Annotated in this window: 19 protein-coding genes; 12 read left to right on the top strand and 7 right to left on the bottom strand. The window is 58.6% G+C overall.

What is annotated here, in order from left to right:
• The first annotated feature begins 16 nt into the window (after positions 1-16).
• Positions 17-541 (top strand): gamma carbonic anhydrase family protein, encoded by a 525-nt coding sequence (locus EC9_RS08890; RefSeq protein ID WP_145344196.1) that lies wholly within the window; start codon positions 17-19, stop codon positions 539-541.
• Positions 542-545: 4 nt separating this feature from the next.
• Here the strand turns inward: EC9_RS08890 and EC9_RS08885 are convergent, their stop codons facing one another.
• Together EC9_RS08885 and EC9_RS08880 are read right to left on the bottom strand one after the other, a co-directional pair.
• Positions 546-3509 (bottom strand): PVC-type heme-binding CxxCH protein, encoded by a 2964-nt coding sequence (locus EC9_RS08885; RefSeq protein WP_218934685.1) that lies wholly within the window; start codon positions 3507-3509, stop codon positions 546-548.
• A 61-nt stretch (positions 3510-3570) separates the two neighbouring features.
• Entirely contained in the window at positions 3571-4074 is a 504-nt protein-coding gene (locus EC9_RS08880) for a hypothetical protein (RefSeq protein ID WP_145344192.1), read from the bottom strand.
• 461 nt (positions 4075-4535) lie between these two features.
• On the opposite strand from EC9_RS08880, the gene EC9_RS08875 reads away from it, so the two are divergent.
• From EC9_RS08875 to EC9_RS08860, 4 genes are all read left to right on the top strand, one after another.
• Positions 4536-5522 (top strand): HD-GYP domain-containing protein, encoded by a 987-nt coding sequence (locus tag EC9_RS08875; RefSeq protein ID WP_246106033.1) that lies wholly within the window; start codon positions 4536-4538, stop codon positions 5520-5522.
• The gene (locus EC9_RS08870) at positions 5483-5926 is read left to right on the top strand and encodes a hypothetical protein (RefSeq protein ID WP_145344190.1); all 444 of its coding nucleotides are present in this window, start codon (positions 5483-5485) and stop codon (positions 5924-5926) included. The genes EC9_RS08875 and EC9_RS08870 overlap by 40 nt, the downstream gene beginning before the upstream one ends.
• A 221-nt stretch (positions 5927-6147) precedes the next feature.
• Entirely contained in the window at positions 6148-7323 is a 1176-nt protein-coding gene (locus EC9_RS08865) for a GTPase family protein (RefSeq protein WP_145344188.1), read from the top strand.
• Positions 7320-8909 carry a GTPase family protein gene (locus EC9_RS08860; RefSeq protein ID WP_145344186.1) on the top strand — a complete coding sequence of 530 codons (1590 nt, stop codon included), beginning with the start codon at positions 7320-7322 and terminating at the stop codon, positions 8907-8909. Before EC9_RS08865 ends, EC9_RS08860 begins: the two co-directional genes overlap by 4 nt.
• Before the next feature lie 51 nt (positions 8910-8960).
• Here the strand turns inward: EC9_RS08860 and EC9_RS08855 are convergent, their stop codons facing one another.
• On the bottom strand, positions 8961-10940 hold the full coding sequence (locus EC9_RS08855) for a DNA methyltransferase (RefSeq protein ID WP_246106032.1): 1980 nt from the start codon (positions 10938-10940) through the stop codon (positions 8961-8963).
• Positions 10941-11350: 410 nt separating this feature from the next.
• On the opposite strand from EC9_RS08855, the gene EC9_RS08850 reads away from it, so the two are divergent.
• From EC9_RS08850 to EC9_RS08835, 4 genes are all read left to right on the top strand, one after another.
• The gene (locus EC9_RS08850) at positions 11351-11659 is read left to right on the top strand and encodes a hypothetical protein (protein ID WP_145093946.1); all 309 of its coding nucleotides are present in this window, start codon (positions 11351-11353) and stop codon (positions 11657-11659) included.
• A gap of 799 nt (positions 11660-12458) precedes the next feature.
• Positions 12459-13565 (top strand): glycosyltransferase family 4 protein, encoded by a 1107-nt coding sequence (locus EC9_RS08845; RefSeq protein ID WP_145344182.1) that lies wholly within the window; start codon positions 12459-12461, stop codon positions 13563-13565.
• Between the two features lie 152 nt (positions 13566-13717).
• Positions 13718-15913, top strand: coding sequence for an amylo-alpha-1,6-glucosidase (locus EC9_RS08840; protein ID WP_145344180.1), 2196 nt, complete (start codon positions 13718-13720; stop codon positions 15911-15913).
• Between the two features lie 188 nt (positions 15914-16101).
• Positions 16102-17234 (top strand): IS630 family transposase gene (locus tag EC9_RS08835; protein ID WP_145124286.1). Its coding sequence is split into 2 segments (ribosomal slippage): positions 16102-16537 and positions 16537-17234, totalling 1134 coding nucleotides; the frame shifts between segments, so codons are not numbered across the junction.
• 298 nt (positions 17235-17532) lie between these two features.
• Here the strand turns inward: EC9_RS08835 and EC9_RS08830 are convergent.
• From EC9_RS08830 to EC9_RS08820, 3 genes are all read right to left on the bottom strand, one after another.
• Complete coding sequence (locus tag EC9_RS08830) at positions 17533-17847, bottom strand: hypothetical protein (protein WP_246106031.1); 315 nt, start codon at positions 17845-17847, stop codon at positions 17533-17535.
• A gap of 35 nt (positions 17848-17882) precedes the next feature.
• Positions 17883-18182, bottom strand: coding sequence for a hypothetical protein (locus tag EC9_RS08825; RefSeq protein WP_145344178.1), 300 nt, complete (start codon positions 18180-18182; stop codon positions 17883-17885).
• A 317-nt stretch (positions 18183-18499) separates the two neighbouring features.
• Positions 18500-19168: a DUF2293 domain-containing protein gene (locus EC9_RS08820; RefSeq protein WP_145344175.1), complete on the bottom strand. Its 669-nt coding sequence runs from the start codon at positions 19166-19168 to the stop codon at positions 18500-18502.
• A gap of 144 nt (positions 19169-19312) precedes the next feature.
• Between EC9_RS08820 and EC9_RS08815 the strand changes: the two genes are divergently transcribed.
• The gene (locus EC9_RS08815; RefSeq protein ID WP_145344173.1) at positions 19313-20098 is read left to right on the top strand and encodes a 3-keto-disaccharide hydrolase; all 786 of its coding nucleotides are present in this window, start codon (positions 19313-19315) and stop codon (positions 20096-20098) included.
• Positions 20099-20230: 132 nt separating this feature from the next.
• On the opposite strand, the gene EC9_RS08810 is transcribed toward EC9_RS08815, so the two are convergent.
• On the bottom strand, positions 20231-21040 hold the full coding sequence (locus EC9_RS08810; RefSeq protein WP_145344171.1) for a ParA family protein: 810 nt from the start codon (positions 21038-21040) through the stop codon (positions 20231-20233).
• A 629-nt stretch (positions 21041-21669) separates the two neighbouring features.
• Between EC9_RS08810 and EC9_RS08805 the strand changes: the two genes are divergently transcribed.
• Both EC9_RS08805 and ribD read left to right on the top strand, forming a co-directional pair.
• The gene (locus tag EC9_RS08805) at positions 21670-23070 is read left to right on the top strand and encodes a DEAD/DEAH box helicase (protein WP_145344169.1); all 1401 of its coding nucleotides are present in this window, start codon (positions 21670-21672) and stop codon (positions 23068-23070) included.
• Positions 23067-24188: a bifunctional diaminohydroxyphosphoribosylaminopyrimidine deaminase/5-amino-6-(5-phosphoribosylamino)uracil reductase RibD gene (gene ribD / locus EC9_RS08800; RefSeq protein ID WP_145344166.1), complete on the top strand. Its 1122-nt coding sequence runs from the start codon at positions 23067-23069 to the stop codon at positions 24186-24188. The genes EC9_RS08805 and ribD overlap by 4 nt, the downstream gene beginning before the upstream one ends.
• Positions 24189-24234 lie beyond the last annotated feature (46 nt).

Here is a 24234-nt window from a genome sequence, read left to right as displayed (position 1 = left end):
CAGGAACCATCCACTCATGGCGATCTATCGACTTGGCGACCGCACCCCCGAACTAACTCCCGACTGTTTTATTGCCGAGGAGGCGACGGTGATCGGGCGCGTTGCGATCGGTGCCGAGGCGAGCGTTTGGCCGGGAGCGGTTTTGCGAGGCGACATCGAATTGATCGACATCGGCCCCCGCAGCAGCGTCCAAGATGGGACGGTGATGCACACCGACCCGGGCTGCCCGTTGACCGTCGGCGAAGGCGTCACGATCGGACACCAAGCGACGCTGCACGGTTGCACGATCGAAGACGGAGCATTGATCGGGATGCAAGCGATCGTGCTCAACCGCGCCGTGATCGGCCGCAATTCGCTGGTCGGCGCCGGCGCTCTGATCACCGAAGGGAAAACCTTTCCCGAAAACTCGCTGATCCTCGGTGCTCCGGCGAAGCGAGTCCGAGAACTTACCGAAGACGAGATCGAAAATCTAGCCAAGACCGCCGAGCGCTACGTCTGTCGAGCTCGCGATTATCGCGAGAACCTGGTCCGGATCGGATAAACAGCTACGGCACCGCATGTCGTTGTTGCAGGTATCCGATCAGATCGCGGACATCCGCCTCGGTCATCGGATCCAACAGCCCGCTAGGCATGATCGATACGGGCGATTCGGTTTGTAGATCGATATCGTCGCGCAAGATCGTGCTGCGATCGTTGACCGTGCGAATGGTGATCGATTGGTCGTCGGACGATTCCACCAATCCGGTGATCACGCGACCGTCGATCAATTGCAACACCTGCATCCGATAGTCTTTGGCGACCGCCGCGCTGGGATCGACGATATTCTCCAACAGATAATCGAGGTTGCTGCGTTGGGCGCCGGTGATGTCCGGCCCGATGTCACCTCCGCTGCCGAAGAACTTGTGGCACGTGGCGCAGTTCTTGGTGAACAACTCGCGGCCCCGCGTCGTGTCGGCAGTGGCAATCAATTCAGCGGTCAGCCATTTTTTGTAGCTGGCGATCTGTTTTTGCCGATCTTCCCCCGCCGGACGCGCTTTGCCCCACAAGCGGTCCAAGTCCGCGGAGACTTGGTTGTTATTGAGTGAACGCAATTGGCGAGCGGTAAAGGCAGTCAGATCGCGAGCGGAGATCTGTTTGTCGTCGATAGCCGCCATTAGATCGCTAGCCCACGTGGCGCGCGACGCAAGCGTCTGCAAAACATCCTGTTGTTCGATCGGTTCCCATTTTGGATAGGCTGCGATCAATCTCGCCGCTGTCGTTTCGTTGGCATATCGGGCCAACCCACGAATCGCCGCGCGACGGACTGTAGGGTCATCGAGCAAGGAGAGCAGATCGGTATCCAAACCGGCAGCGCCACGCGCGACCAACGCTTCGATCGCTTGATTGCGATCGACCGCCGCAGCCTGTCGATCGATGGCGACGCGTCGCAACAGCGCGATCGCACCGGGATCGTTTAAGGCCAACGCGACCCGCGTCGCCAGCGACCGCACGTCGCCGCTGTCGCTGGTTTGAAACGATGCGTAGGCGTCGGGCCAATTCGCTGGCAACGCAAGCTTGCGTCCGCGCATCCCTTCCAACAAACCATCCAGCACGTTGGCGGCCACGGCGGCGTCGATCAGTTTCTCCGAAATCCGATCGATCAGCAGCGGAACGCCCGGTTCGGCGAGCGACGACGATGCGATCCGCCGAGCGATGTTGATCCGCAATCGCGGGATTTCAGCTTTTGTTGCCAGCCGGACGTAGCGTGCCAGATCGTCGTCGATCAACGGTTCGGTGGCGTACCATAACATCAACGGTAGATTCTGATCGCTGGCGTCTTCGGATCGCCGTGCCAACGCTTCGACCAGTTCCCAACGCTTCGCTAGCGGCATCCGCTGCAGCGCGCTGGTGATCGATAACCGGACCAACGGCGAGTCACCGGACGCCGCCAGTTCGAGCATCGCTGCCAGCGCTGCGGTGGGCGGTTGGTGATCTTCGCACAACAGCGTGATCGCCCACGACCGGATCGCTTCCTCGGGATCGTCCAGCAATTCGGTCAACCATTCGTCCGACGCGCCATCGGTGACGTGCAGTGCCCAGAGCGCCCGCAATCGCTTCGGTGCCGCGGTTTGCGAAAGAAACATCTGATGTAATTCGCGATGGACCTTCCGCATATCCGCTCCACTGGCAGCCCGTTCCTGCAACCGCCGCCGGGCATGGCGAACGTGCCAGTCGTTATCGTGCAACTGAGCCTCGACCAATTGGTCGTCGGAATAACGCGCTAGATCGACGCGAGGGATCGTCTCCTGCTTGTAGGTGATTCGAAAGATTCGGCCCGTTTGCCGCTGAGTGTTCCGCACGCTGTGGCATTCCCCGGTGTCGCTCCAATCGCTGACATAGATCTCTCCCGCAGCGCCATACGCCAACGTGACTCCCATAAACCAAGGGTCTTGCGAACGCATCAGGTCGGGACCGTGGGAAGCGATGTAGCCCGAACCGCTGCGTCGCGGGATGTCGTTGTTAATCCGGCGGCCATGCAGATTGTTCGTCATCAACGTGTTGCGGTAGGGGGCGGGCAACGCGTCGCCCAGATAGATGATCGTGCCGCAATGCGCGTGTCCGCCGCCGGCGGCATCTTCGTCGGCCGAACCGATCCCGCGACGAACATCGCTGATCCCGACATAGTGCAGATGGTCGGCGATCGTATCGATTCGCTGATACGCATGCTGGCTCGATTTGCGGCCCCGCCACGGTTCGTAATGAGCTCCTTGGATCACTTGAAACAGATGCGGATTGACACAGTTGCAGATGAACGCATGCCCCAGATCGTTCCAATCGATGCCCCATGGATTGGTTGTCCCGTCGGCATACGCTTCCCAGCGATGCTGCACCGGATGGTATCGATAGACGCCGCCGTCGAACCGTTGACGATCGGCTTCGGCGGTTCCCGGTCGACCGATCATCGACCAATTGGTTCGCCCGTGCGTGCCATACAGCCAACCATCGGGGCCCCAGGCGAAACCGTTTGCCAGATTGTGGGCGTTGGCGTGGTTGCCAAACCCATCCAGGATCACCTGCGGCGGCCCATCGGGTATGTCGTCGGCGTTGCGATCGGGAATGAACAACATCGACGGCGGAGACATCACCCAAACGCCACCGAATCCAACTTCGATGCCAGTGACGTAGTTCAGCCCTTCGTAAAAGAGAGTCCGCCGATCGTGTCGGCCATCCCCGTCACTGTCCTCAAGGATCACGATCCGGTCGCTCTTGCCGGTCCCATGCACCGGATAGGCATACGCTTCGGCGCCCCACAACCGATTGCGGTCGTCGATGCAAAAACCGATAGGTTGCTGGACAGCGGGTTCACCCGCGAACAATTCCACTTGGAAATCGGGAGGAACCTGCATCGTCTGGGCCGCCTCGCCCGCTGGCAGCGGACGGTCGGCTTCCTGGGAGACCAACGTGGAGGCGGATAGCAGCACAAAGAGGACGAACAGACCGGGCAATCCGATAGGTGATCGCAATAGCATGGATATCGATGGGGTTGAACGAAGCGGCGGCGCGGGTGGGAATCGAAGCGGCGATGGGTGATTAAACCGGCAACGACTCGATTCGCTGAGAACGCAAGGCGAACGTTTGCCCAAGTTCATCCAGCGATCGTGCAAACGCGCCGATCGCGTCGAGACTCGGCGAATCGTTGTTGGCTAAAGCTGTCGAGATCTGCTCGATCGCGTTGCCATTTTGCAACAACTTGTTTTCCAACTCAGCGAGACGACTCAGCTGAACGTCATCGCACGGGCAAGCATCGAAAAAGGGGCTGCTGTTGTCGGGAGTTGCTCGAATGGTTCGTAGCGTTTGATCGGTCCGCGACTTCAGTCGTTCGCCGGCGGCCAAACTGCTGAGAATCCCGCGATCGACCTGACGCGCCAGATGCCGGTCGAGTCTTTCCATGGAGGATTGCAGCATCTCGGCCAACTTATCGCGGAACAACTGGTCGCTCTCACGTCGATACTGCACGTCTCGGTATCCTCGGAAACAGGGAATCTGATCCGGCGAGCCACTGAGGTCGCTGATGGGAGTGGTATCGTGATTCATGTCGCTGCGTCGTGGCCATCCTTTTCCGGTAAGCAAAAGCGCGATGGTCCCTCACAAAACTTCCTTCCAGCATAACCTATTTCCGCGTCGCTTGTGCCGGGGCGAAACCGCGGATGCTGCAACGATCAGGGCGATTGCTTTCGCTCACACCGAACCGTCCAAAAGGACGGGTACGCACGTCTCGCATAGGAAAACTTTGACAAGTATTGAAGGCGTGCTAGGTTTGAGTGAGCCGAAGTTAGGACGGAGAGACATTTTTCGGTTCGGTAATCGAATCGGTAACGTAGCGACAGTCGCGTGCCAAAAGCAACGGCGAGTCTCCGCGATGCCAACGGCGCACCCGAGGCTATTGAAATGAACCAATACAATACTTGCAATCCGCACGAGCCCCTGGTGTCCGCTTCGACTCGATTCAATCCGTTCCCCTCCATGCTCCAGAGCGCACATCGGGAGCGAGACTCATGGCGATAACATTGCAGGGATCCGAAGTGATGGATGACCTCGTTTCTGGGTATATTCCGATCAGCGTTTCGACGCTGGTTCCGTCGTCGGTTGTAGGGATCGAGCTGTTTCAAGAGGAACGAGACGAACATCGGTATGTTCTGTATCGGGGAAGTGATTATCCGCTGGAACAAATCGATTTGGTCAAATTGCGCAGCCGTGGTGTCAACAAACTCTATATTCGCAAGGCCGAACAGTCGTCGTACCAGACCTATCTGCGCAAGATGATCGACGATCCCGGGGACAACGTCCCCGTCTCGGCTCGCGCGGGAGCGTTAAACGAAGTTGTCCGCGACCTGTTAGAGTCGGCGTTTAAATCGGGAGATCCCGACGCGTCGGTCGACACCGCGACCTATCTGGGCGAACAAACCGCAAACATCGTCTGCAACGATCAATTCGCCAGCGTCGATCTGTTCCGCGTGTTGCACCACGATTACGCCACCTTCACCCATTCGGCGAACGTTGCGTTCTACGCGGGAATGCTGGCGGCGGAAATCGGTTTCAGCCAGGAAGAGGTCGCACTGATCTCCTCCGGTGGCCTGATCCACGACCTCGGCAAGCTGCAAATTCCCGACAAAATTCTGTGCAAGCCGGGGCGGCTGACCGAACTGGAGTTTCGCGAGATCAAGAAACACCCCGTTACCGGATTTCGCCAACTGGCCCACCGCGAAGATCTGACCGTGGGACAGTTGATGATGGTCTACCAGCATCACGAACGCGTCGATGGTGGCGGTTATCCCGTCGGGCTTTGTGGCGATGAGATCCATCCCTGGGCCAAAGTCTGCGCCGTGGTCGACGTGTTCGAAGCGTTGACCAGCAACCGTCCCTATCGAACCCCCATGCCCAAACGTCGCGCGATCGAATTGTTGGAACACGAACGGGATGGATACGAACAGGAATTCTTGGAATGCTGGAAAAAAATTACAAACAGACTCTGGCGGAGCTGATCGAGACGGTCCATTGGGACATCGAACTCACCGAAGGGGACGAAGCGTTTTTTAGCGAAAACGGTACCACATCGCCGTGCGCTTATGAGTCGCGGTCGTCGCCGCGGATGCGGGCTCGCGGTCGGGGGATCTTGTACTACGAAGAGGCTCTCCGCGCCTTTCCTCGCTCCTCCGATCCGCTGGGAATCTATACCATGGATTTTTCCAAGGTCGGAATCGGCTTCGTCGCCTCTCGGCAATTTCTCCCCGAAGAGATCGTGCGGATCGTATTGCCGACGTTTTGGGCCCGGTTGAGGATCACCCGATGTCAACGCAACAACGCCCAACGCTACGATTCCGGTGGCGTTCTGATCTCTTGGCACGAACCGAGTCCCGACGCTTTTGAATCGCTGCTGGTCTCCTGATTCGGACCTTCACGCCGCATCGGCCCACCGTGGCGAAAGTCCACGCTCGAACGACGCCGCTCCGTTTTGCACCAAAAGCTCGGAGAAGTGGTGTAGCGTGGGGTGCTGGCGGTCGCCACAACTGTCACAATTGTCGATGGAGGTTCCCGCCGACCAATCCAACGGTCGCGGAGCTGTTTACGATCACCTTCGGTTCGACCATTGGACTCCCCTGAAATTCGATGAGCTCAGTTTGGCAGCGTTGGCGGAACAAGCTTCCGCAATCCGAAAGTGAATACCAGCAACAGATCGATCCGCTGCGGGCCGCCGCCCCAATCCCCGTGCTGTGGTTGTTTGGTAAGACCGGCAGCGGCAAAAGCTCGGTGATCCATTCGTTGACCGGCGCCGAACAGGCGACGATCGGCGAGGGCTTTCGGCCCGAAACCAAGTCGTCGCAGCGGTTTGATTTTCCCGATCCGGTCGAACCTTTGCTGACCTTCTTGGATACGCGCGGTTTGGGCGAAGCGGATTACGATCCCGCTGCCGACATCGCAAAATACAGCGAATCGACTCAGTTGATGATCGTGACGGTTCGGGTCGCCGACCACGCGTTGGCTGATATCTTGCAACCGCTCCGCCAGATTCGCAAATCGACACCCGAGCGCCCGGTTCTTCTGTTGCTGACCTGCCTGCACGAAGCGACCGGCGAGATCGATCTGTCCGAAGGCGTCGATCCGTTTGCCACCGAACATCCAAACCACGAATCGCCGTCGCCGATCCCCGACGCGTTGCAAACCCTGATCGATCGCAAGACCGAACAATTTGCGGGGCTCTACGACCAGATGGTCCCCGTCGATCTGACGCGGCTGGAAGACGGGTTCGCCGATCCCGATTTTGGCGGACCGCGGTTGCGGCAAGCGATCCTGCAATACCTGCCGCACGCCTACCGCCAGGCGCTGCTGTCGTTGGGAATGGAAGACCAAGGGCATCGCAGCAAGCGTCAGCGACGGGCCCGTTGGCAGGTGTTGGCGTCGAGCAGTTTGGCCGCGACGGCCGGCGCGGTCCCGGTTCCGTGGGTTGATATCCCGGTCGTGCTGGCGATCCAGTCGCATCTGGCGATGCGGCTGGGGAAGATCTACGAACAAGAACTGACGGCGTCGCACTGGGCCGCGCTCAGCAGCGCCGCTGGTTCGCGAATCGCCACACGGATGGCGCTGCGTGAAGTTCTCAAATTGATTCCGTGGGTCGGCATGGCCGCGGGAGCCGCCAGCGCGTTTGCTTTCACGTACGCGTTGGGGATGTCGTGGGATTGGTACTTCGCCAACCTGCGCGATGGTCGCACGCCCAGCACCGACAAACTGCGTGAGATCTTTGCCGACGAATTGCAACGTGGTCACGAACTGTGGACGGCAAAATGAAGTTTCTGCGTTTGCTGCGTCCTCGTGCCATCGTGTTGGTTGTGCTGTGGCTTCTCCCCGTGGCGACCTATCTCGTCGTCGGCACCCTGGCGGTCTATCGCGCCGGTTGGTTGGCATGCCTCGCTTGGGTGCTGCCCGTGATGGGAGCGGCTGCCTGGATCGTGGGGCGGTTGTGGAAGCCGCGGCGGTTATCCGAATCGGCGACCGGTGTGCCGTTGACCGCTCCCGAATTTTGGACGCCTCAAGATACTGCGGCGATCGCGGTCGTCGAGCAGTTTCGCAGCGAGCTGCCCGAGATGAACCGGTTGACCATCGCCGATACCAACCGCTATCTGGAAGATGCCCAATCGATGGCCAAGCGGCTGGCAGGGCATTATCACCAGGGTAGCTCGTCGGGCGAATTACATCGGCTGACGCTAGTCGAAGTGCTGGCGGTCGTGCATCTGGCGGTGGAGGACATGGAAGCTTGGGTGCTGGAAAACGTGCCGTTGAGCAATGTCGCGACGGTCGGGCAATTGCAGACCCTGCCTGGAATCGCCCGCGCGGTGGAATTGGGACGGATCGCCAGTTTCTGGACCACGACGATTGCCAACCCGGCCAAACTGCTGACCTATCCGCTGTGGCGTCAGGCGGGGCAGATCGGTCTGGATCTGCAAGACGAACTGATCGGCGTCTTCTACCAAGCCTATCTGCGGCGGGTCGGATATTATCTGATCGAAATGTACAGCGGCCGGTTGAAGGGAGGCTCGCGACGCTACCGCCAACAATTTGGGACGCTGGCATCGGCGATGCACCACAGCGGCGGCGACGTCCAAGCGTTCCAACAACTCGAAAACGTCAGCACCACGATCGCGGTGATCGGGCAGGTCAAAGCGGGCAAGTCGAGTTTGATCAATGCGCTGATGCAAGACCATGTCGCCGCGACCAGTCTCCTGCCCGAGACGCGTGCGGTCGCCCGGTTTGAATATAAATTGCCCGGCGTGAACAACTCGATCACCCTGTTGGACACCCCCGGCTACAGCGAAGCCGATGTCGATCGACAGCAAGCGAAAGAGATTCGAACAGCGGCCGAAGCGGCCGATATCGTGCTGTTGGTGATGGCAGCGAATTCAGCCGCGCGACGCAGCGATGTGCAAGCGATCTCGGAATTGACCAAACACTATCGCAACAAACCCCATCTAAAACCGCCAACGATCATCGCCGTGCTGACGCATGTCGATCGCTTGCGGCCAGTCCGCGAATGGTCGCCTCCGTACGATTGGACGACGCCCACCTGTTTGAAAGAGGAATCGATGGCCCAAGCTGTCGCCTACTGTCGCGAGCTGTTTGGCGACGCGATCGCCCAGACCGTTTGCGTCTATACCGGCGACCAGCATCCCAATCAGGAGAGCGTCGCCGACAACTTGGTCCCCGCGTTGCTCGGTAACCTGGACCACGGGCATGCCGCCGCGATCCTGAAGGCGTTCTACAAACAACTCAGCGCCAATCGCATCGATCAGCTCCGCGGGCAATTCACCAGTCTGTTGAAGTCGGTCGGCCGCACCCTGTTCGATTCGGCCGTCGGCGATCGCCCCCCCAAACCGTAATCGGGGCGAGCCGGAAACCTCTCCGATGCAAGCAGGATCAAGCGGCAACCATTAAAACAGAAACAGTTCCGGTTGCCGCACTTTGGGTGGCGTCTCGACCGGCTTGGGACTTTCGGTCGCCACGGGATCCGTTGCCAACGGCTTCGATTCGGCTGGGGTTTCACTTTCCGGCCGTTTTTCGCTTTGCTGGGCCTTGGGTGGAACTCGCTTCGCAGCTCCCTTCTTCTTCGTTTGCCGTTTCTTCGTCGGCTTCGTTTCCGCAGGCGTCGTCTCGGCAGCCACTTTCTTCTTCGTCGTCACCTTAGCGACCGCCGACTTTTTCACCGTCCGTTTCTTCACCGCAGCTTTTTTGGGAGCGGACGTTTTCACAGGCTTTGCCTCGGCCGCGACCTTCTTTGGCGCCACCTTGGCGGCGGACGACTTTTTCGCCGTCCGCTTCTTTACCGCAACCTTCTTCACAGCCACCTTCTTGGTCGGTGGCGTTTGGGGCGCTGCCCCCTTCGACTTCTTCACCGCAGCGGTCGCCGTTTTCGTCGCTCGCTTCTTTACGGCAGCCTTTTTGGTCGGAACCGATTTGGGAGCGGGCGTCTTCTTCGCCTTTGCGGTGGCCGACTTTTTCGCTCCCCGCTTCGTCGCCGTTGCTTTTGAAATCGGCTCGGTCGGCGTCACCGCGGTCGATGCGACGGCTTTCTTCGCCTTTGCCTTCACCGTAGCGGACTTCTTCACGACGGCGGTCTTCTTAACGGCGACGTTCTTAACGGCAACCTTCTTCTTTGTCGGACTCTTCTTCTTCGCCGAACGCTTCGTGGTCGCGGGCGGTTCTGTCGGCGCCCCCTTGGCGGCGACCTTTTTCGTCTTCACCTTCTTGGTGGCCGACTTGGGAACGGCCCCTTTCTTGGACGTCGCGCGCTTGGTCGCTGCTTTTTTCGTAGGCGTCGCCTTGGCCGCGACCTTCTTCGACTTCGACTTCGCGCCCGTCGACTTAGTCACCTTCACAGCCTCCGCCGCGGCCTGCTTGGTTCGAGCTTTCTTCGCAGCGACTTTCTTGGCCTGCTTTTGGGTCGCTTTCTTTTTGGCGACAGCGGTCTTCTTTTTAGATGCCGCCGCCGATTTCACCTTCGGCTTTCCGTTGGTCTGCGGTTGGCTATTGGATGCGCCGCGATGGCGTTTGCCGTTGGCAGTGTTGGGAACACTGGTCAGCGGGTTTTCGACACCACTCAACGAATCGCCAATTTGCGTCTCGTCGAGCCGTCGAGCGATTCGAGTGGCATATTCCTCAGATAGCTCCGCCCCCAACCACTGCCGCCCCAGCTTCTTGGCGACGACCAGCGTGGTGCCGCTACCGGCAAACGGATCCAGTACCGTGTCGCCAGGGTTGGAGCAGGCGCGGACGATTCGGCCCAACAGCTGTTCGGGCATTTGGCAGCCGTGGAAACCTTGGCGTTCCTTAAAGGTTCCCGCCACGCGGGGGAAGTACCACGTATCGCCATCGCTTTGAAAGCCCTCGGGGAGATCCTGAGGTCTCAAAACCCAAGTGTTATCGGGCAGGCGGCCCTTGGGATTAGCGCGACCATCGCCATAGACCAACTGCCGCGCCGACGGGACGCGGATCGCCGGATCGTCGGAATTAAACGTGAACGAATTGGGATCTTTGACAAAGTGGAACAGATGGGTGTGCGAGCGGCTGAAGCCATTCTTGCAGTTCACGCCAAAGGTGTAGTACCAGATCACCCAGCTGCGGCAGACGAAACCGAGTTCGCGCGTCGCGCGGACCTTCAGTTCCGCCGCGTATTCGTCGCCGATCGCCAACCAAAAGGTGCCGTTGGGGCGGAGCGCACGATGCACCCCTGCCATCCATTGCTGGCACCAATCGAGATAATCAGCATCGTCTTGGCGATCGTCGTAGACGTCGTATTTGTAACCGATGTTGAACGGTGGATCGGCGAAACAGAGGTCGATCGTCCCCGCTTCGATCTCCGCCAGCTTTTCGACACAATCGCCTTGATGCAATTGATTTATTTCCAGTGCCACAGAGTCTCCCTGGTTTGCACGTTTCTGATTGGTTTGTTGATGTTTCATGGTCTTCCGAGCGGGGGGCGATGATCGATTCGCCTCATGGGATACGCTCGGTTCCGCAGCACGTTGGTTATCGTAACCGATGATTTCGAGGCATCAACAGCGTGCCCGCAGGCAGGTCGATGCTGGCGAAGCTCGCCCGCGCCCCCCACCGTTGGGGAGGGTCCGGTATCGCGGGTCTCGACATGCCAGACCGGTTTTGCGTGGAATGACGCCACAGAACAATCGAGTCATTGTATTTGCTAGCGTCGGCCGATGAATAGAAAGTGACGGTTGAAATCGCGTTTTAAATTCTCCCTTTCCATGAGCGCGTCGCAGGTCGTCACCCCTTCCTTCCATCCCAGCGAAACCGCTAAGGAGGCGTCATGGCCCATAAAGACACATTTCGAATCGTAACACGTGCCAGCGATGGCAATTTACAAATCCGCGACTTTCCCAACGCCGATCCGATTTTGCACATGCATTCTCAGATCGGGATCGACGACTGCAGCACCGATCTGGGGCTTCGCGGGATGCCCGTTTTCCGTGGCCTGGTCGGCCCGATCCCCGAGGGGAAAAACGTGGTCCGTTACGAATCGCCCGAAGTCTTTGAGTCGTTGACGAAGGAATGGGGAGCGGAGAAGAAGAAACGCCGCACCCGGCTGCGAACCGCCGCGCCAACACCAGCCAAATAGGTTCCCATTTAGCGCATCACACTTTGCAGCACTTCGTTTGTACTTCGACGCGGTTTGGAACTTCCACCGTGCTAGGCCAGCATCGTTCTGCCACGTCGAATTACAAGTGTCTCCGACGACATACCACCCTCCCATAGCAATATGTCGTCGTCGAGCGAAAAGAGACCGCCGAGTTAGCTCGGCGGTCTCTTTTTTTGCGCGCGTCCTGCGATCGTCGCGGCTGAGCAACGGCCGGCATGCAACGCTTTTCTTCACGCCGGGTTGCTTGGCCCCAACATCGACGCAAATCCCAGTCCCCGCTGGCGACGTTCCATTCCGCAATCTGCCTGGCAAGCGTCACCGCGGGCACGTCGTTCAATGTGATTGGACTCGGCCTCTCTCACGAGTTGTATGCCTGGTGGTTGCACCACGCCCCTTCTAGCGAGGCATCGTCGTGTTACCCCGCAGGAAGCAAACGTTCTCGCTTTCGGGGTGTAGGTGAAATATATCGTGAATAACGGCGGTCGGTTCCCGTATAATAAGGCCGAACGCCGCATACAAGACTGGTGGCCCGCTCTCGCAACGATCATCGATGCGAATCGGGTTGAGCCGTGTCGCTGCTGTTGACCGGTTCGTCGGGATATCGCCATTGGATGGCGTCGCGCTACTTTGGCACGCCCGTTGCAAACTGCGGTTGCGATCTGATTTTCGATTGTTTGACGTGAGCCGGAGAGAGGATGTTGATCGCATACCGGTCACCGCCTCTCTTACGCTGGTCGCTAAACGAGCTTTCCAAGGACTCTGATAAGGGAACCAATCAATGAGAATTGCTCAGGTCGCTCCACTGACGGAAACCGTTCCGCCGAAAACCTACGGTGGTATTGAACGGGTCGTCCACTACTTGACTGAAGAACTGGTTCGACAAGGGCATGACGTGACCTTGTTCGCCAGCGGCGACTCGCGAACCACCGCCGACCATGTGGCCGTCGTTAGAGAATCGCTGCGATGCAGTCGGGTGCCTCAAGATCCTATCGTTTGGCATCAGCGACAATTGAATCAGGTGCTGCAGATGGCGGACAAATTCGACATCATCCATTTCCACACCGGCTTCAGCCACTTCGACTCGATGCGATACCTGAGCACGCCCCACGTAACGACCCTGCACGGTCGGCTCGACCTGCCCGAATTCCAATCTGTCTTGGAGGAATTCCCCGACATTCCGGTCGTTTCGATCAGCGATTCCCAGCGGCATCCGATCCGGATCGCAAACTGGGTCGACACGGTCTACAACGGCACCCCGGGGGAGAACTACATGTATCAACCGATCCCCGAACCAAGCGAGTACTTTGCGTTCCTCGGCCGCTTCTCTCCCGAAAAGGGTCCCGAACGAGCGATCGAAATCGCCAGGCGGTTGGGCGTCAAGCTGAAGATGGCGGCGAAGATCGACAAAGTGGATGTGGAATATTTTGCGGAACGCATCGAACCGCAATTAACCGATCCCTTGATCGAGTACATCGGGGAGGTCGATGAGGCAGGAAAAAACAAATTGTTAGGAGGAGCCAAAGCGTTGTTGTTCCCGATCGATTGGCCCGAACCGTTTGGATTGGTGATGACGGAGTCGATGGCGTGCGGAACGCCGGTGATCGCATTCCGAAACGGCAGCGTCGACGAAGTGATGAAGGATGGCGTCAGTGGCTACATCGTCGAAAGCGTCGATGAAGCCGTGGCGGCCGCCGCGAACATCGACAAGATCAGCCGCCGCCGCTGTCGACTTTATTTCCAGGAACGATTTGACGTCGAACCGATGACCAAGGGCTATCTTGCCGTCTACGAAAAATTACTCGCGCTGCAACCAACGATCCCGATCCCATCGCGGCCTGGCATCGTCAATCCGGGCGATCAACCGTTGACGATGGAAACGGCATAGCGAACGCCTCGACCGCTGACCTGATACGCGTCCAGGAATCTTCTGGTTGGTTCGCGTCTTGGAAATCGAGTGCGTTCCTATTCATGTTTTCCTGGCCTCTCTTCGTGAGATGATTCAATGGTTTTCTACCCTCACTGCAATGCGAGATCACAATGAAGACGCCTCCGCCAGCGAAAGTCGAAAAGGGGACCACCGATTGGGACGTTCAAGCCCAAACCAATCGCGCTCCGGCCGACATTCAAGTTCTCAAACAAGGGGACACGTTTGCGATCTTCGACCGACTGGGGGAAATCGGTACGGCGGGTGAATCGGAACAGGGGCTGTATCATCTCGGCACGCGTTTCCTTTCCAATTGGGAACTGTTGATCAACAGCAAGCGACCGCTGCTGCTGAATTCGACGATGAAAGAGGACAACAGTTCGCTGGTCGTCCAGATGACGACACCGGAGCTGCCTCAAACCGGCCACGTGCTGCCGCAGGGAACGTTGCATGTTTTCCGCAGCATGCTGCTCGACGGCGGCGGATTCTATGAACATCTGCAGCTGAAGAATTATTCTCGCTGTCCGATCGAACTGACCGTCGAGTATCGTTTCGATGCCGATTTCCGCGACATCTTCGAAGTGCGAGGGGAACGCCGCGAGAAGCGGGGCGAATTCCTGGCCCCCGAGATTGTCGACTCGATCGTCAAGCTGGCGTACCGCGGACTGGACGATCAAAAGCGGCACGTCAGTCTCGCGTTCGAAGGGCAGATTGAATCGATCGATCGTCACCGCTGCATCCTGCGCGTGCGGCTCGATGGCGGTGCCGAGACGACGTTGCACGCGATGGCGGAATGTCGGACGGAGAAACCGGGGCATGTCAAAAAGCCGGAAACGCCCCCTCGCAACCACGCCGAAGCCGTCGCCGGTTGGACATCGCGAATCCGAGAAACCGAATCCGAACGAACCGAGATTTTTACGTCCAACGAAGAGTTCAACGGTTGGTTGAATCGCAGTAATGCCGACCTAGACATGTTGATTTCCGACACGATCTATGGGCGGTATCCGCATGCCGGTGTCCCCTGGTTCGCCACGCCGTTTGGTCGCGACGGGATCATCACCGCGTTAGAGACGCTGTGGGTACGGCCCAAGTTGTCGCGCGGCGTGTTGAGCTTTCTGGCGGCGACTCAGGCGACGGAGGTCGATCCCAATGTGGAAGCCGAACCGGGAAAGATCGTTCACGAGATGCGTGATGGCGAGATGGCGACTCTCGGGGAAGTGCCATTCAAACGCTACTACGGAACCGTCGATGCGACACCATTGTTCGTCGTACTCGCCGGCCAATACTTCCGCCGCACCGGGGATCGCGAATTCATCGAATTCATCTGGCACAACATCCGCCGTGCCGTCAACTGGATCGACGAGTATGGGGATGTCGACGGAGACGGTTTCGTCGAATATCAATCGCATAACGGTCGTGGCCTCACGCACCAGTGTTGGAAAGACAGCAACGATTCCATATTTCACAGCGACGGCCGAGCCGCCGGCGGCGCGATCGCGGCCAGCGAGGTGCAGGGCTATGTCTACGACGCAAAACTGCTGGCGGCGGAGCTTGCCGATGTCATGGACGATGGCGTTTGGGCTGACGAACTGAGACGCCAAGCGGCAGAATTGAAACTCAAGTTCAACGACGCGTTTTGGGTCAATTCACTTGGCACCTACGCGATCGCATTGGACGGCGACAAGCAACCGTGCGAGGTGCGAAACAGCAACGCGGGACATCTTTTGTTCAGCGGGATCGTCGACGAAGCTCATGCCGCTTCGGTCGCCGCGACATTGATCGATCCGCGAACGTTCAACGGTTGGGGCATTCGCACGATCAGCGACGGCGAGGTCCGGTTCAACCCGATGTCGTATCACAACGGTTCGGTCTGGCCGCACGACACCGCGATCTGTGCCGCCGGCCTGGCACGCTATGGTTTCCGCAACGAGTGCGCTCGTGTGACCGCAGGCCTGTTCGACGCCTCGCTATTTAACGACCTGCATCGTCTGCCCGAACTATTCTGCGGCTTCGATCGAATGCCAGGTCACGCACCGACGTTGTATCCGGTCGCCTGTTCACCGCAAGCCTGGGCAACCGGAGCGGTCTTCCTGCTACTGCAGAGTATCCTTGGTCTTGAGTTTTCGCCCACCAAGCCACAGATCCGATTCGAGAATCCCCGTCTTCCCGACTTCCTGAACTGGGTGCGAATTCAAAATCTGCGCGTCGGTGATGGCGTGGTCGACCTCGCCTTTCACCGCCACCCTCGCGATGTCGGCATGAATGTCGAACGCAAAGAAGGAGACGTGCAGATCGTCGTGATCGGTTGATCCCACAGGGATCGCAAAAGCAACGTCGCAGCGGAACTCGTCGTAGCGGAACTCGTCAACCGGCCGTCAACGGCCTGTCGATATAAGTGGTCTAGTGCTTTGTCAGGCTTAGGAATTGGGGTTTCCTAAATTGGAAGAATCCGGGAGTTTGTAGGTCGATTGCCCCACGAGTCACGGAGGATTCGATGATTAAGAAGTATATCGTTCGGCTTTCGGATACAGAACGGGAAGAACTGAAGGCGATTGTAAAGAAGCTGAAAGGCTCCTCGCAGAAGGTACGGCGGGCGCTGATCCTTCTCAAAGCTGACACGGAAGGACCTGGCTGGACCGACGCCAAAATCGCGGAAGCTTTGGCGTGTCGGATTCAGACCGTGGAGAATCTTCGCAAACGTTTGGTGACCGAAGGGTTCGATACGGCGCTGCACGGGAAACCGCGTTTGAGCGCCCCGCGAGAGAAGACGCTTGACGGAAAGCAAGAAGCGAAAGTGATCGCCTTGCGGTTGGGGAAACCTCCCAAAGGGTTCGCGAGTTGGTCGCTGCGTCTGTTGGCAGACCACGTGGTAGAACTGGGGATCGTGGACTCGATCAGCTACGAAACCGTTCGCCAAACGCTTAAAAAAACGGCATGACCAATCGCAAGATCCAGTATTGGGTGATTCCACCCGACGCCGACTCCGAATTTGTAGCGTGCATGGAAGAAGTCCTAGATACCTACGAAGAACCGTATGATTCGGACTATCCCGTGGTGTGCATGGACGAACAGCCGGTCCAGCTTCACAAAGAGACGCGAACGCCGATCCCGGCGACCCGCAATCATGCTCGACGCGTCGATTACGAGTATGAACGGTGCGGAACCGCCAGCGTGTTCATGTTCACCGAGCCGCTGGCCGGATGGAGAGAAGTCACCGTGCGTCCAAAGCGAACCAAGGTCGATTGGGCCATCGAAATGGAGGCACTGCTGACGACACGCTACAAAAAGGCGAAGAAGATCATCCTGGTATGTGACAATCTCAATACCCACACCAAAGGCGCCTTCTACGAGGCCTTTAAGCCAGAAAAAGCCCGTGCCTTGGTTCGTCGCATCGAGTTCCGTTACACACCCAAGCATGGAAGTTGGCTCAACGCGGCTGAGAACGAACTCAGTTCAATGACGCGGCAGTGTATCAACGGTCGTCGATTCGCGACGATTGCGCCGCTGAGAAAGGAAACACAGGCGTGGTCCTCACACTCAAACAGAAGACAGCGTGGCGTTGACTGGCAATTCCAAGTCAAAGATGCGAGAACAAAACTAAAATCCCTCTACCCCAAAATCAAAGCCTGACAAAGCACTAGCCCGTTCCGCTTGAATGACTGGCGATGAACTTTGGGTCGATGCGTGCCGGCGACAGCTGATTCGCGGCACTAGACCAACGCATCGAGCGTTTTTGTCGCAGGTGCGATGGAGCGAGCAGCGGAGATCTTCGAGAGGGCGTCGGCCGCAGATTGCGATCGGCAATCCGCGGCTGTCGCGCGACAGAGAGGGCGGCGATCGAATCAGCCGCCGAGTGGCAGAGACGCCAAGCACCGCGTGATCGAAGTGCTGGCGAAGGGGAGCGTCGTCGCGACGCTCCGCTGCGAAACTATCGCTTCTTTTTCTTGGTCGTCTTTTTAGCCGCAGCCTTCACTGCAACTTTTTTGGTAGCCGTTTTCTTGGTGGCAGCCTTCTTCGTGGCTCGAGCTGTCGTTACTTTCTTGGTCGCTTTCTTCGTTGCGGCTTTCTTCGTTGCCTTGCCGCTACTGAATGCTTTGCTCCAGCCATCGGCATAAGCTTCATTGCTGCCAACTCGCGTGATCGTCACTTTATTCTTCTCCCTGATGATTTGGTAACACGGCAATCTTCCGCTGCCGCGATCTATTTGTAGCTGTTTGTTATCGTAGGGATTGGAATTGGTCAACCACTGGTGCGTTGCTAACGCAGCGGTTGGACACATCAATCCTCGGCAGAGACCGTTCGTTTGACGACCGCATTGGCGCGGGCGACCGCGAGATCGATCGCGTTGCGGAAGTCGTCGCTGCGGGCGTTGACATAGATCCAACCGCGAGGGAAGAGCTTCATGTCGATGTCGCATACGCGGCCGCGATCGGGTTGCGTCGGATCATCGTGAAGTTCGGCTTCGACATATTCCAGGGGATGTTTCAGCGAACCGATCGCCGCCGAGATTCGATCGCGTAAGTAGTCCGCCAGTTCGGCTTCCGAGGGATCGTTGACGAGATGGATCTGCATGGGCATGTGGGAGGCAACCTCTGCCGCACGGCAAGTAGATTTGAAGGCTCGAGTTAGGAAGTCGAAAGACTATAGAGCGACGTCCATCCCTTTTACACGCCGCATCTTTCGTGCCAAAGTTCGGTTAGTTTCGGTGCACGTGAGAATCTCCGCTCCAGGCAATTGAGCCGCCGCCACGCACTACGGAAAGTGGGGCTTGTCGGCACATCGAAAGGATGTGCGGCGTCGGCCCGAGCGCGCACGTTTTCGTGCCATACCGCTCAATCTGTTGCTGTTGTTGGGGAGGTTTTGGCCAGCGCAGCCGATTCGATACGTTGTCTGGCTCAGGCGGCGGGAGGGTTGGTAAGCGATTTGAACAACGGACAATGAGGGGATGGGGAATCGCCGCGGCGGTATTGGGCGAGCAGTTCGTTGGACCTCGCTGCTAGCATCCGCCGGACCTCGCGCCGCTTCCCCTTTTCTCGAGGGATCTTCATCGAATCGTAAGCTGTCGTTTGGTGCCGCATCCAAGCGATCACGGCGGCTTGGGCGCGCTGCTGCACCGGAATCCGCTGGGTCCGCGCGACGGTGCCGCTGCCGACGGGAGTCGCATGGTCGGTGACCGCTTTGGCAAACCGATCGGCTAGCGTTGCGTGGCGATCATGAAAGTTCAAGAACTCGACGACGGCAGCAAAAAAATCTTCGACGTATTCGGTCTGCACTTTCTCCCGGCGGCGAGCGCTCGACGCTTGCCGTTTGGCATAGGCGTCGGTCGATCGTTCGGCGACAAGGTCGGCCCGAATCCGCGCGATCGTTGCGGCGGGAGCCCAGACGCCGCGGGAGAACATTTTTCGCCCCTTCTTCTCTTGGACAACCCAGTGGGTTCCGGCAGCTTTGACACGGCGGGTCAGCCCCGCATCGCCCGGCGGCAACAGTTCCCAGCCCTCGGGGGCCGACATTATCGTGCCATCGGGCGTGCGAACCGTATCGGGGCGGGGACCGGGGCTAAACATCTCGATATTCTTCCTAGCGTGACCATGTTGCGGTGTTTATCTTGGTGGACCACGCGGCGTGGGAGGGCTGGGAAAAGCAAGCCGCAGCCGCGTCGCCTCGATGATTCACCTTTGAAGCCCAGCAGGATAACCCAAATGAAACCAATGAATCAAACCATCCTTTGCAGCGTCGCCCTGGCTGCATCGATCGCACCGTTGGCGTCGGCCGACGAATACCTCAATGGCATCAAGTGGCAGCCGCCAGCTGTCGTGACTCCAGGCGAAGAGAACAAACCGCCATCGGATGCGATCGTGTTGTTCGATGGTACCGATCTGTCGGCTTGGAAGGGGACCGACAATTGGAAGATCGTCGACGGCGCGGCCGTCTCGGGCAAGGGGGACATTCGAACCAAGGAAGCGTTTGGCGATTGCCAGGTGCATATCGAATGGTCCGCCCCAACGCCGGCTACCGGCCGCGGTCAGGGCCGCGGCAACAGCGGGCTGTTTTTAATGGACACCTACGAATTGCAGATCCTTGATTCGTACGACAACGAAACCTACCACGATGGCCAAGCCGGGGCGATCTACAAACAGACGCCGCCGCAAGTCAACGCGACTCGGCCGCCCGGGCAATGGAACGTCTACGACGTGATCTGGACAGCGCCACGGTTCAATGAAGATGGATCGCTGAAATCGCCAGCCTACATCACCGCGCTGCACAACGGTGTCGTGATTCAGAACCACTATGAACTGAAAGGGGACACGCCCTACCATCGTCCGGCGGAATACAAGCAGCACGCCGATCGATTGCCGATTCGTCTGCAAGACCACGGCAATCCAGTTCGCTTCCGCAACATCTGGGTTCGCGAACTGCAACCCGCTCAAGGAGAGCAGGTTCGCGAGCCGTATTTGAAAGACGGCAAGGGGAACGAGAAACCACTCGAGAAGTAGCCGTGCGATCGAAGCAACGCTTCATTTGAAGACGTTGGATCCAGCATTCGCCCTTCGCGGTCTTTGGCATCGATTGCCGGAAACCTCGCGGGGCGATTTGCATTGGCGGCAGTCTGGTATCGTCCGCGGAGGTTAGGCTGCCGCGGTGGCGCGGGCGATCTGTGCTTGGACTTCACCCGCCAGCGATCGGTAGTCTTCGGCACCGTTGGAAGCCGAAGCGTATTGCAAGATCGATTGTCCAAAGCTGGGAGCTTCGGCCAAACGAATGTTGCGGCGAATTCGCGTGTCGAAGAACTTGGCGCCATCGAGAATGTGGCGTCCACCTTGGGAGCTGTTAAAGAACTGTTCGACGTCGCTGGAAACTTCCGCCGCCAGTCGCGTGGTCGAATCGTACATGCACAGCACCACGCCGCTCATCCGCAGCGATTCGTTCAACCGCATCGAAACGATCTCGACAGTTCGCAACAGTTTGCTGAGTCCGTGCAACGCCAGGAAGTGAGGTTGCAGCGGCAGGAAGACCTCTTCGACCGCGACCAGGGCGTTGAGCGTCAGGACGCCCAGCGATGGCGGGCAGTCGAGGATCATGTAATCAAATTGTTCGTCGTCTTCGGCGACCTTGTCGCGCAAAATCATCTCGCGACCGACTTCGCCCGACAATTCCATTTCGGCAGCGGCCAGATCGAGGTGCGCCGGAACAACGGCCAGATTAGGGCTGACCCATTGCCGTGCGTGCGCCAGGCTGATCTCGCCGCAAAGGACTTCGTAGGTGCTTGGGTTGCCATCGAGAACCGAAATTCCCAAGTGCAGCGATGCGTGGGCTTGCGGGTCCAGGTCGACAACACAAACGCGGTTGCCCGCTTCGGCCAAGGCAGCGGACAGATTGACCGCGGTGGTTGTCTTGCCGACGCCACCCTTCTGATTAATGATTGCGATCGTGCGCATATCCGACGACTCCTCCGTGAGCGGTGTGGACCGATTGACTGATGCGGCCACTTATAACAGCGCCGGGCGATCCCAAGCCAGAGCATTTGCGAGGCCGGTTAGTTTACCCAATCGGCAGCTTATCGCTTGCAGAAACCCTGTTCTTGGTGTACTCTTTTCGCAGACGATCACTCTAGAGAGAGCGATCGATCGCTGGCCTCGGAACAAACGAGTAACGTCGTTCATCTGAATTGAAGACGTTTTCCTGGCCAACAGGATATGCTGTGATGGGGCTGGACGCTCCTGCAAACCCTGCCAAACGCGTGCTGGCAAATTCGCCGCACTCCGCATACCGCGGCCTCCACCGGTTGATGTAAACCGCTCTGGAAAGTCGCCTGCGTTCACACGGGACGCAAAATTCTGTGACTTTCTTGTTTGTCCAGAATCGCCGCTCGTGCGGCAAATGCGTTGGCTAGTCCGCCGGTTTCAAATATGCCGCCCGCGTTCCAAGTTCGTCGCATCGACCGCTTTGCTTGCGGTTTCATTCAGACACACCCCTCGCTGCCGATTTTTGACGGCGCGAACCCGCGGATCGATTCGCCCCATCGGGCCCTTTCGATCGGTCCACGACATCTTTGCTAGGAACAACCTTGAAAACTTTCCAAGAACTCGACCTGATCGCTCCATTACAACGCGCTTTGGCCGACGAAAATTACGAAATCCCGACGCCGATCCAGGCGCAAACGATCCCCGCCGCGCTCGATCAACGCGACGTGTTGGGATGTGCTCAAACCGGCACCGGCAAGACCGCTGCGTTTGCATTGCCGATCCTGAACCGCTTGGGAGCGGAACCGCGCAAGACGCAACCGGGACGTCCGATGGTTCTGGTTCTGGCACCAACTCGCGAGTTGGCGATCCAGATCGGCGACAGCTTTGCCACCTACGGCAAGCATCTGAAACTTCGCCACGCCCTGGTTTACGGTGGTGTGGGGCAACATAAACAAGTTCGCGATATGCAGCGTGGTGTCCACGTTCTTGTGGCGACCCCCGGCCGCTTGTTGGACTTGATGAACCAAGGGCATATCCAATTGGATCGCTTGGAAGTCTTTGTGCTCGACGAAGCCGACCGGATGCTCGACATGGGATTCTTGCCCGATCTGAAACGGATTATCAGCAAGCTGCCCACCCGTCGCCAATCGCTCTTCTTCTCGGCCACGATGCCGCCGAAGATCGTCGAATTGACGCAGCGTTTGTTGCGCGATCCGGTCAGCGTCAACGTGACTCCCAAGACGACAAGTGTCGAACGGATCGAGCAACGCGTGATCCATGCCGAACGGAGCGACAAGCAGTCGATGCTGCGAAAGATTCTCTCGGGAGACGATGTCGACCGCGCGATCGTCTTCACACGCACCAAGCGTGGCGCCAACACGTTGGCTGAAAAATTGGTCAAGAGCGGAATTCCATCGGCTGCCATCCACGGCAACAAATCTCAAGGCGCACGCCAGCGAGCGTTGGATGCGTTCCGCCGTCGCCAGGTCCAGGTTTTGGTCGCCACCGACGTCGCCGCTCGCGGCATCGACATCGATGGCGTCACGCACGTCGTCAATTTCGACCTGCCGACCGAACCGGAAAGCTATGTCCATCGCATCGGCCGAACCGGGCGAGCGGGAGCTGAAGGGTTGGCGATCTCGTTCTGCACCGCCGCCGAACGTGGCGAGTTGCACGCGATCGAAAAATTGATCGGCCAGAAGCTGGAGGTCAGTGGCGAACAGCCCAAACCGGTCTCAGCGGCCGAACGGCACGAGATGCGGACCAATTCGCGTCGTCCCGGCGGCTCGCGTCGCTCTGGCGGTGCTCGCTCGGGAGCTCCCGCATCGGGGCAGCCTCGATCGGCTAAGCCACGATCCAATAAGCGTCCGGCCGCCGCAGGCCAAGCCAGTGGACAGCAAACCGGAGCGGCGGCAGTGATTGCCGCGGCAAAGTCAGCTGCAAAACCGAAGGCGAAGAAAAAGCGTGTCCGTCCTGCAAGCATGTGGGCTGAAGTGGTATGACCCAATCGATCCTTCCCATCGATCAGCAATGGATGCGTCACGCGCTTGCATTAGCCGCTCAAGGGAAGGGCTTGGTCGAGCCCAATCCAATGGTCGGCTGTGTGATCGTTCGCGATGGCAAGCCGTTGGCCGAGGGCTTTCACCAGCGGTTCGGCGGTCCTCACGCCGAACGCCAAGCGTTAGCTGCCTTGCCAGCGGATTGCGATCCCGCTGGCGCCACTTGGTATGTGACGCTGGAACCCTGCTGCCACACCGGTAAGACGCCGCCATGCAGCGACGCCGTGATCGCCGCTCGTCCCAAACGGGTCGTGATTGCGGCTGTCGATCCATTCTCGGAAGTCGCCGGGCGTGGGATCGATCAGATACGGGGTGCCGGGATCGATGTCGAAGTCGGCGTTTGCGAAGCGGAAGCCAACCGCTTGAACGCTCCGTTTATCAAACGCGTGCGACAACAAAAGCCTTGGGTGATCGCAAAGTGGGCGATGACGCTCGACGGCAAGATCGCAACCTACAGCGGCAACAGCCAATGGATCAGCGGCGAATCGAGTCGCCGCCGAGTTCATGAAGTCCGCGGTCAAGTCGACGCGATCGCGACTGGTATCGGCAGCGTTCTGGCCGACGATCCGACCCTGACCGCGCGGCCGCCCGGCCCACGAACTGCCGTTCGGATCGTGATGGATGACAAAGCGGAACTGCCGCTCGATTCCAAGCTTTTAAAGACACGCGACGCCGCAGCGGTCTATGCCGTGGTGCGTGGCGACGCGCCGCAACAGCGGGTCGATGCATTGCGGCAAGCTGGTGTGGGCTTGATCGTGAACGAATCGGGAACCCGAACCGGCGGCGTCGACCAGCTGCTCAACTGGTGCCACGATCAAGGGATGAGCAATCTTTTGTTGGAAGCGGGAGCGGGAGCGATGGCCAGCTTTTTCGAAGCCGATGCGATCGATGAATATCACGTCTACATCGCCCCGAAATTGATCGGTGGTTCGGCGGCACCGGGGCCGCTGGGTGGAATCGGCCTGTCGCAGATCGCTCAATCGCCGCAGTTGGAACCGTTGCAAGTCGAATCGATCGACGGCGACCTGTTTGTCACCACGCGTCGCGTCAGCCGCGGTTGATCGCAGTCGTTGTTTGCTGCCATCGTCGAAACCGATCCGTCTCAGG

This window comes from Rosistilla ulvae (genome assembly GCF_007741475.1).
Classification (GTDB): domain Bacteria; phylum Planctomycetota; class Planctomycetia; order Pirellulales; family Pirellulaceae; genus Rosistilla; species Rosistilla ulvae.
The sequence above is the reverse complement of the archived record's forward strand: the minus strand, read 5'-3'. Positions and strand labels throughout refer to the sequence as shown.

Coding starts and splice junctions, on each gene's coding strand:
- EC9_RS08850 (WP_145093946.1), top strand. CDS start 11,351: ATGGCCCATAAAGACACATTTCGAATCGTAACACGTGCCAGCGATGGC.
- EC9_RS08890 (WP_145344196.1), top strand. CDS start 17: ATGGCGATCTATCGACTTGGCGACCGCACCCCCGAACTAACTCCCGAC.
- EC9_RS08860 (WP_145344186.1), top strand. CDS start 7,320: ATGAAGTTTCTGCGTTTGCTGCGTCCTCGTGCCATCGTGTTGGTTGTG.
- EC9_RS08825 (WP_145344178.1), bottom strand. CDS start 18,182: ATGCCCATGCAGATCCATCTCGTCAACGATCCCTCGGAAGCCGAACTG.
- ribD (WP_145344166.1), top strand. CDS start 23,067: ATGACCCAATCGATCCTTCCCATCGATCAGCAATGGATGCGTCACGCG.
- EC9_RS08815 (WP_145344173.1), top strand. CDS start 19,313: ATGAATCAAACCATCCTTTGCAGCGTCGCCCTGGCTGCATCGATCGCA.
- EC9_RS08840 (WP_145344180.1), top strand. CDS start 13,718: ATGAAGACGCCTCCGCCAGCGAAAGTCGAAAAGGGGACCACCGATTGG.
- EC9_RS08875 (WP_246106033.1), top strand. CDS start 4,536: ATGGCGATAACATTGCAGGGATCCGAAGTGATGGATGACCTCGTTTCT.
- EC9_RS08820 (WP_145344175.1), bottom strand. CDS start 19,168: ATGTTTAGCCCCGGTCCCCGCCCCGATACGGTTCGCACGCCCGATGGC.
- EC9_RS08870 (WP_145344190.1), top strand. CDS start 5,483: ATGCTGGAAAAAAATTACAAACAGACTCTGGCGGAGCTGATCGAGACG.
- EC9_RS08845 (WP_145344182.1), top strand. CDS start 12,459: ATGAGAATTGCTCAGGTCGCTCCACTGACGGAAACCGTTCCGCCGAAA.
- EC9_RS08885 (WP_218934685.1), bottom strand. CDS start 3,509: ATGCTATTGCGATCACCTATCGGATTGCCCGGTCTGTTCGTCCTCTTT.
- EC9_RS08865 (WP_145344188.1), top strand. CDS start 6,148: ATGAGCTCAGTTTGGCAGCGTTGGCGGAACAAGCTTCCGCAATCCGAA.
- EC9_RS08880 (WP_145344192.1), bottom strand. CDS start 4,074: ATGAATCACGATACCACTCCCATCAGCGACCTCAGTGGCTCGCCGGAT.
- EC9_RS08810 (WP_145344171.1), bottom strand. CDS start 21,040: ATGCGCACGATCGCAATCATTAATCAGAAGGGTGGCGTCGGCAAGACA.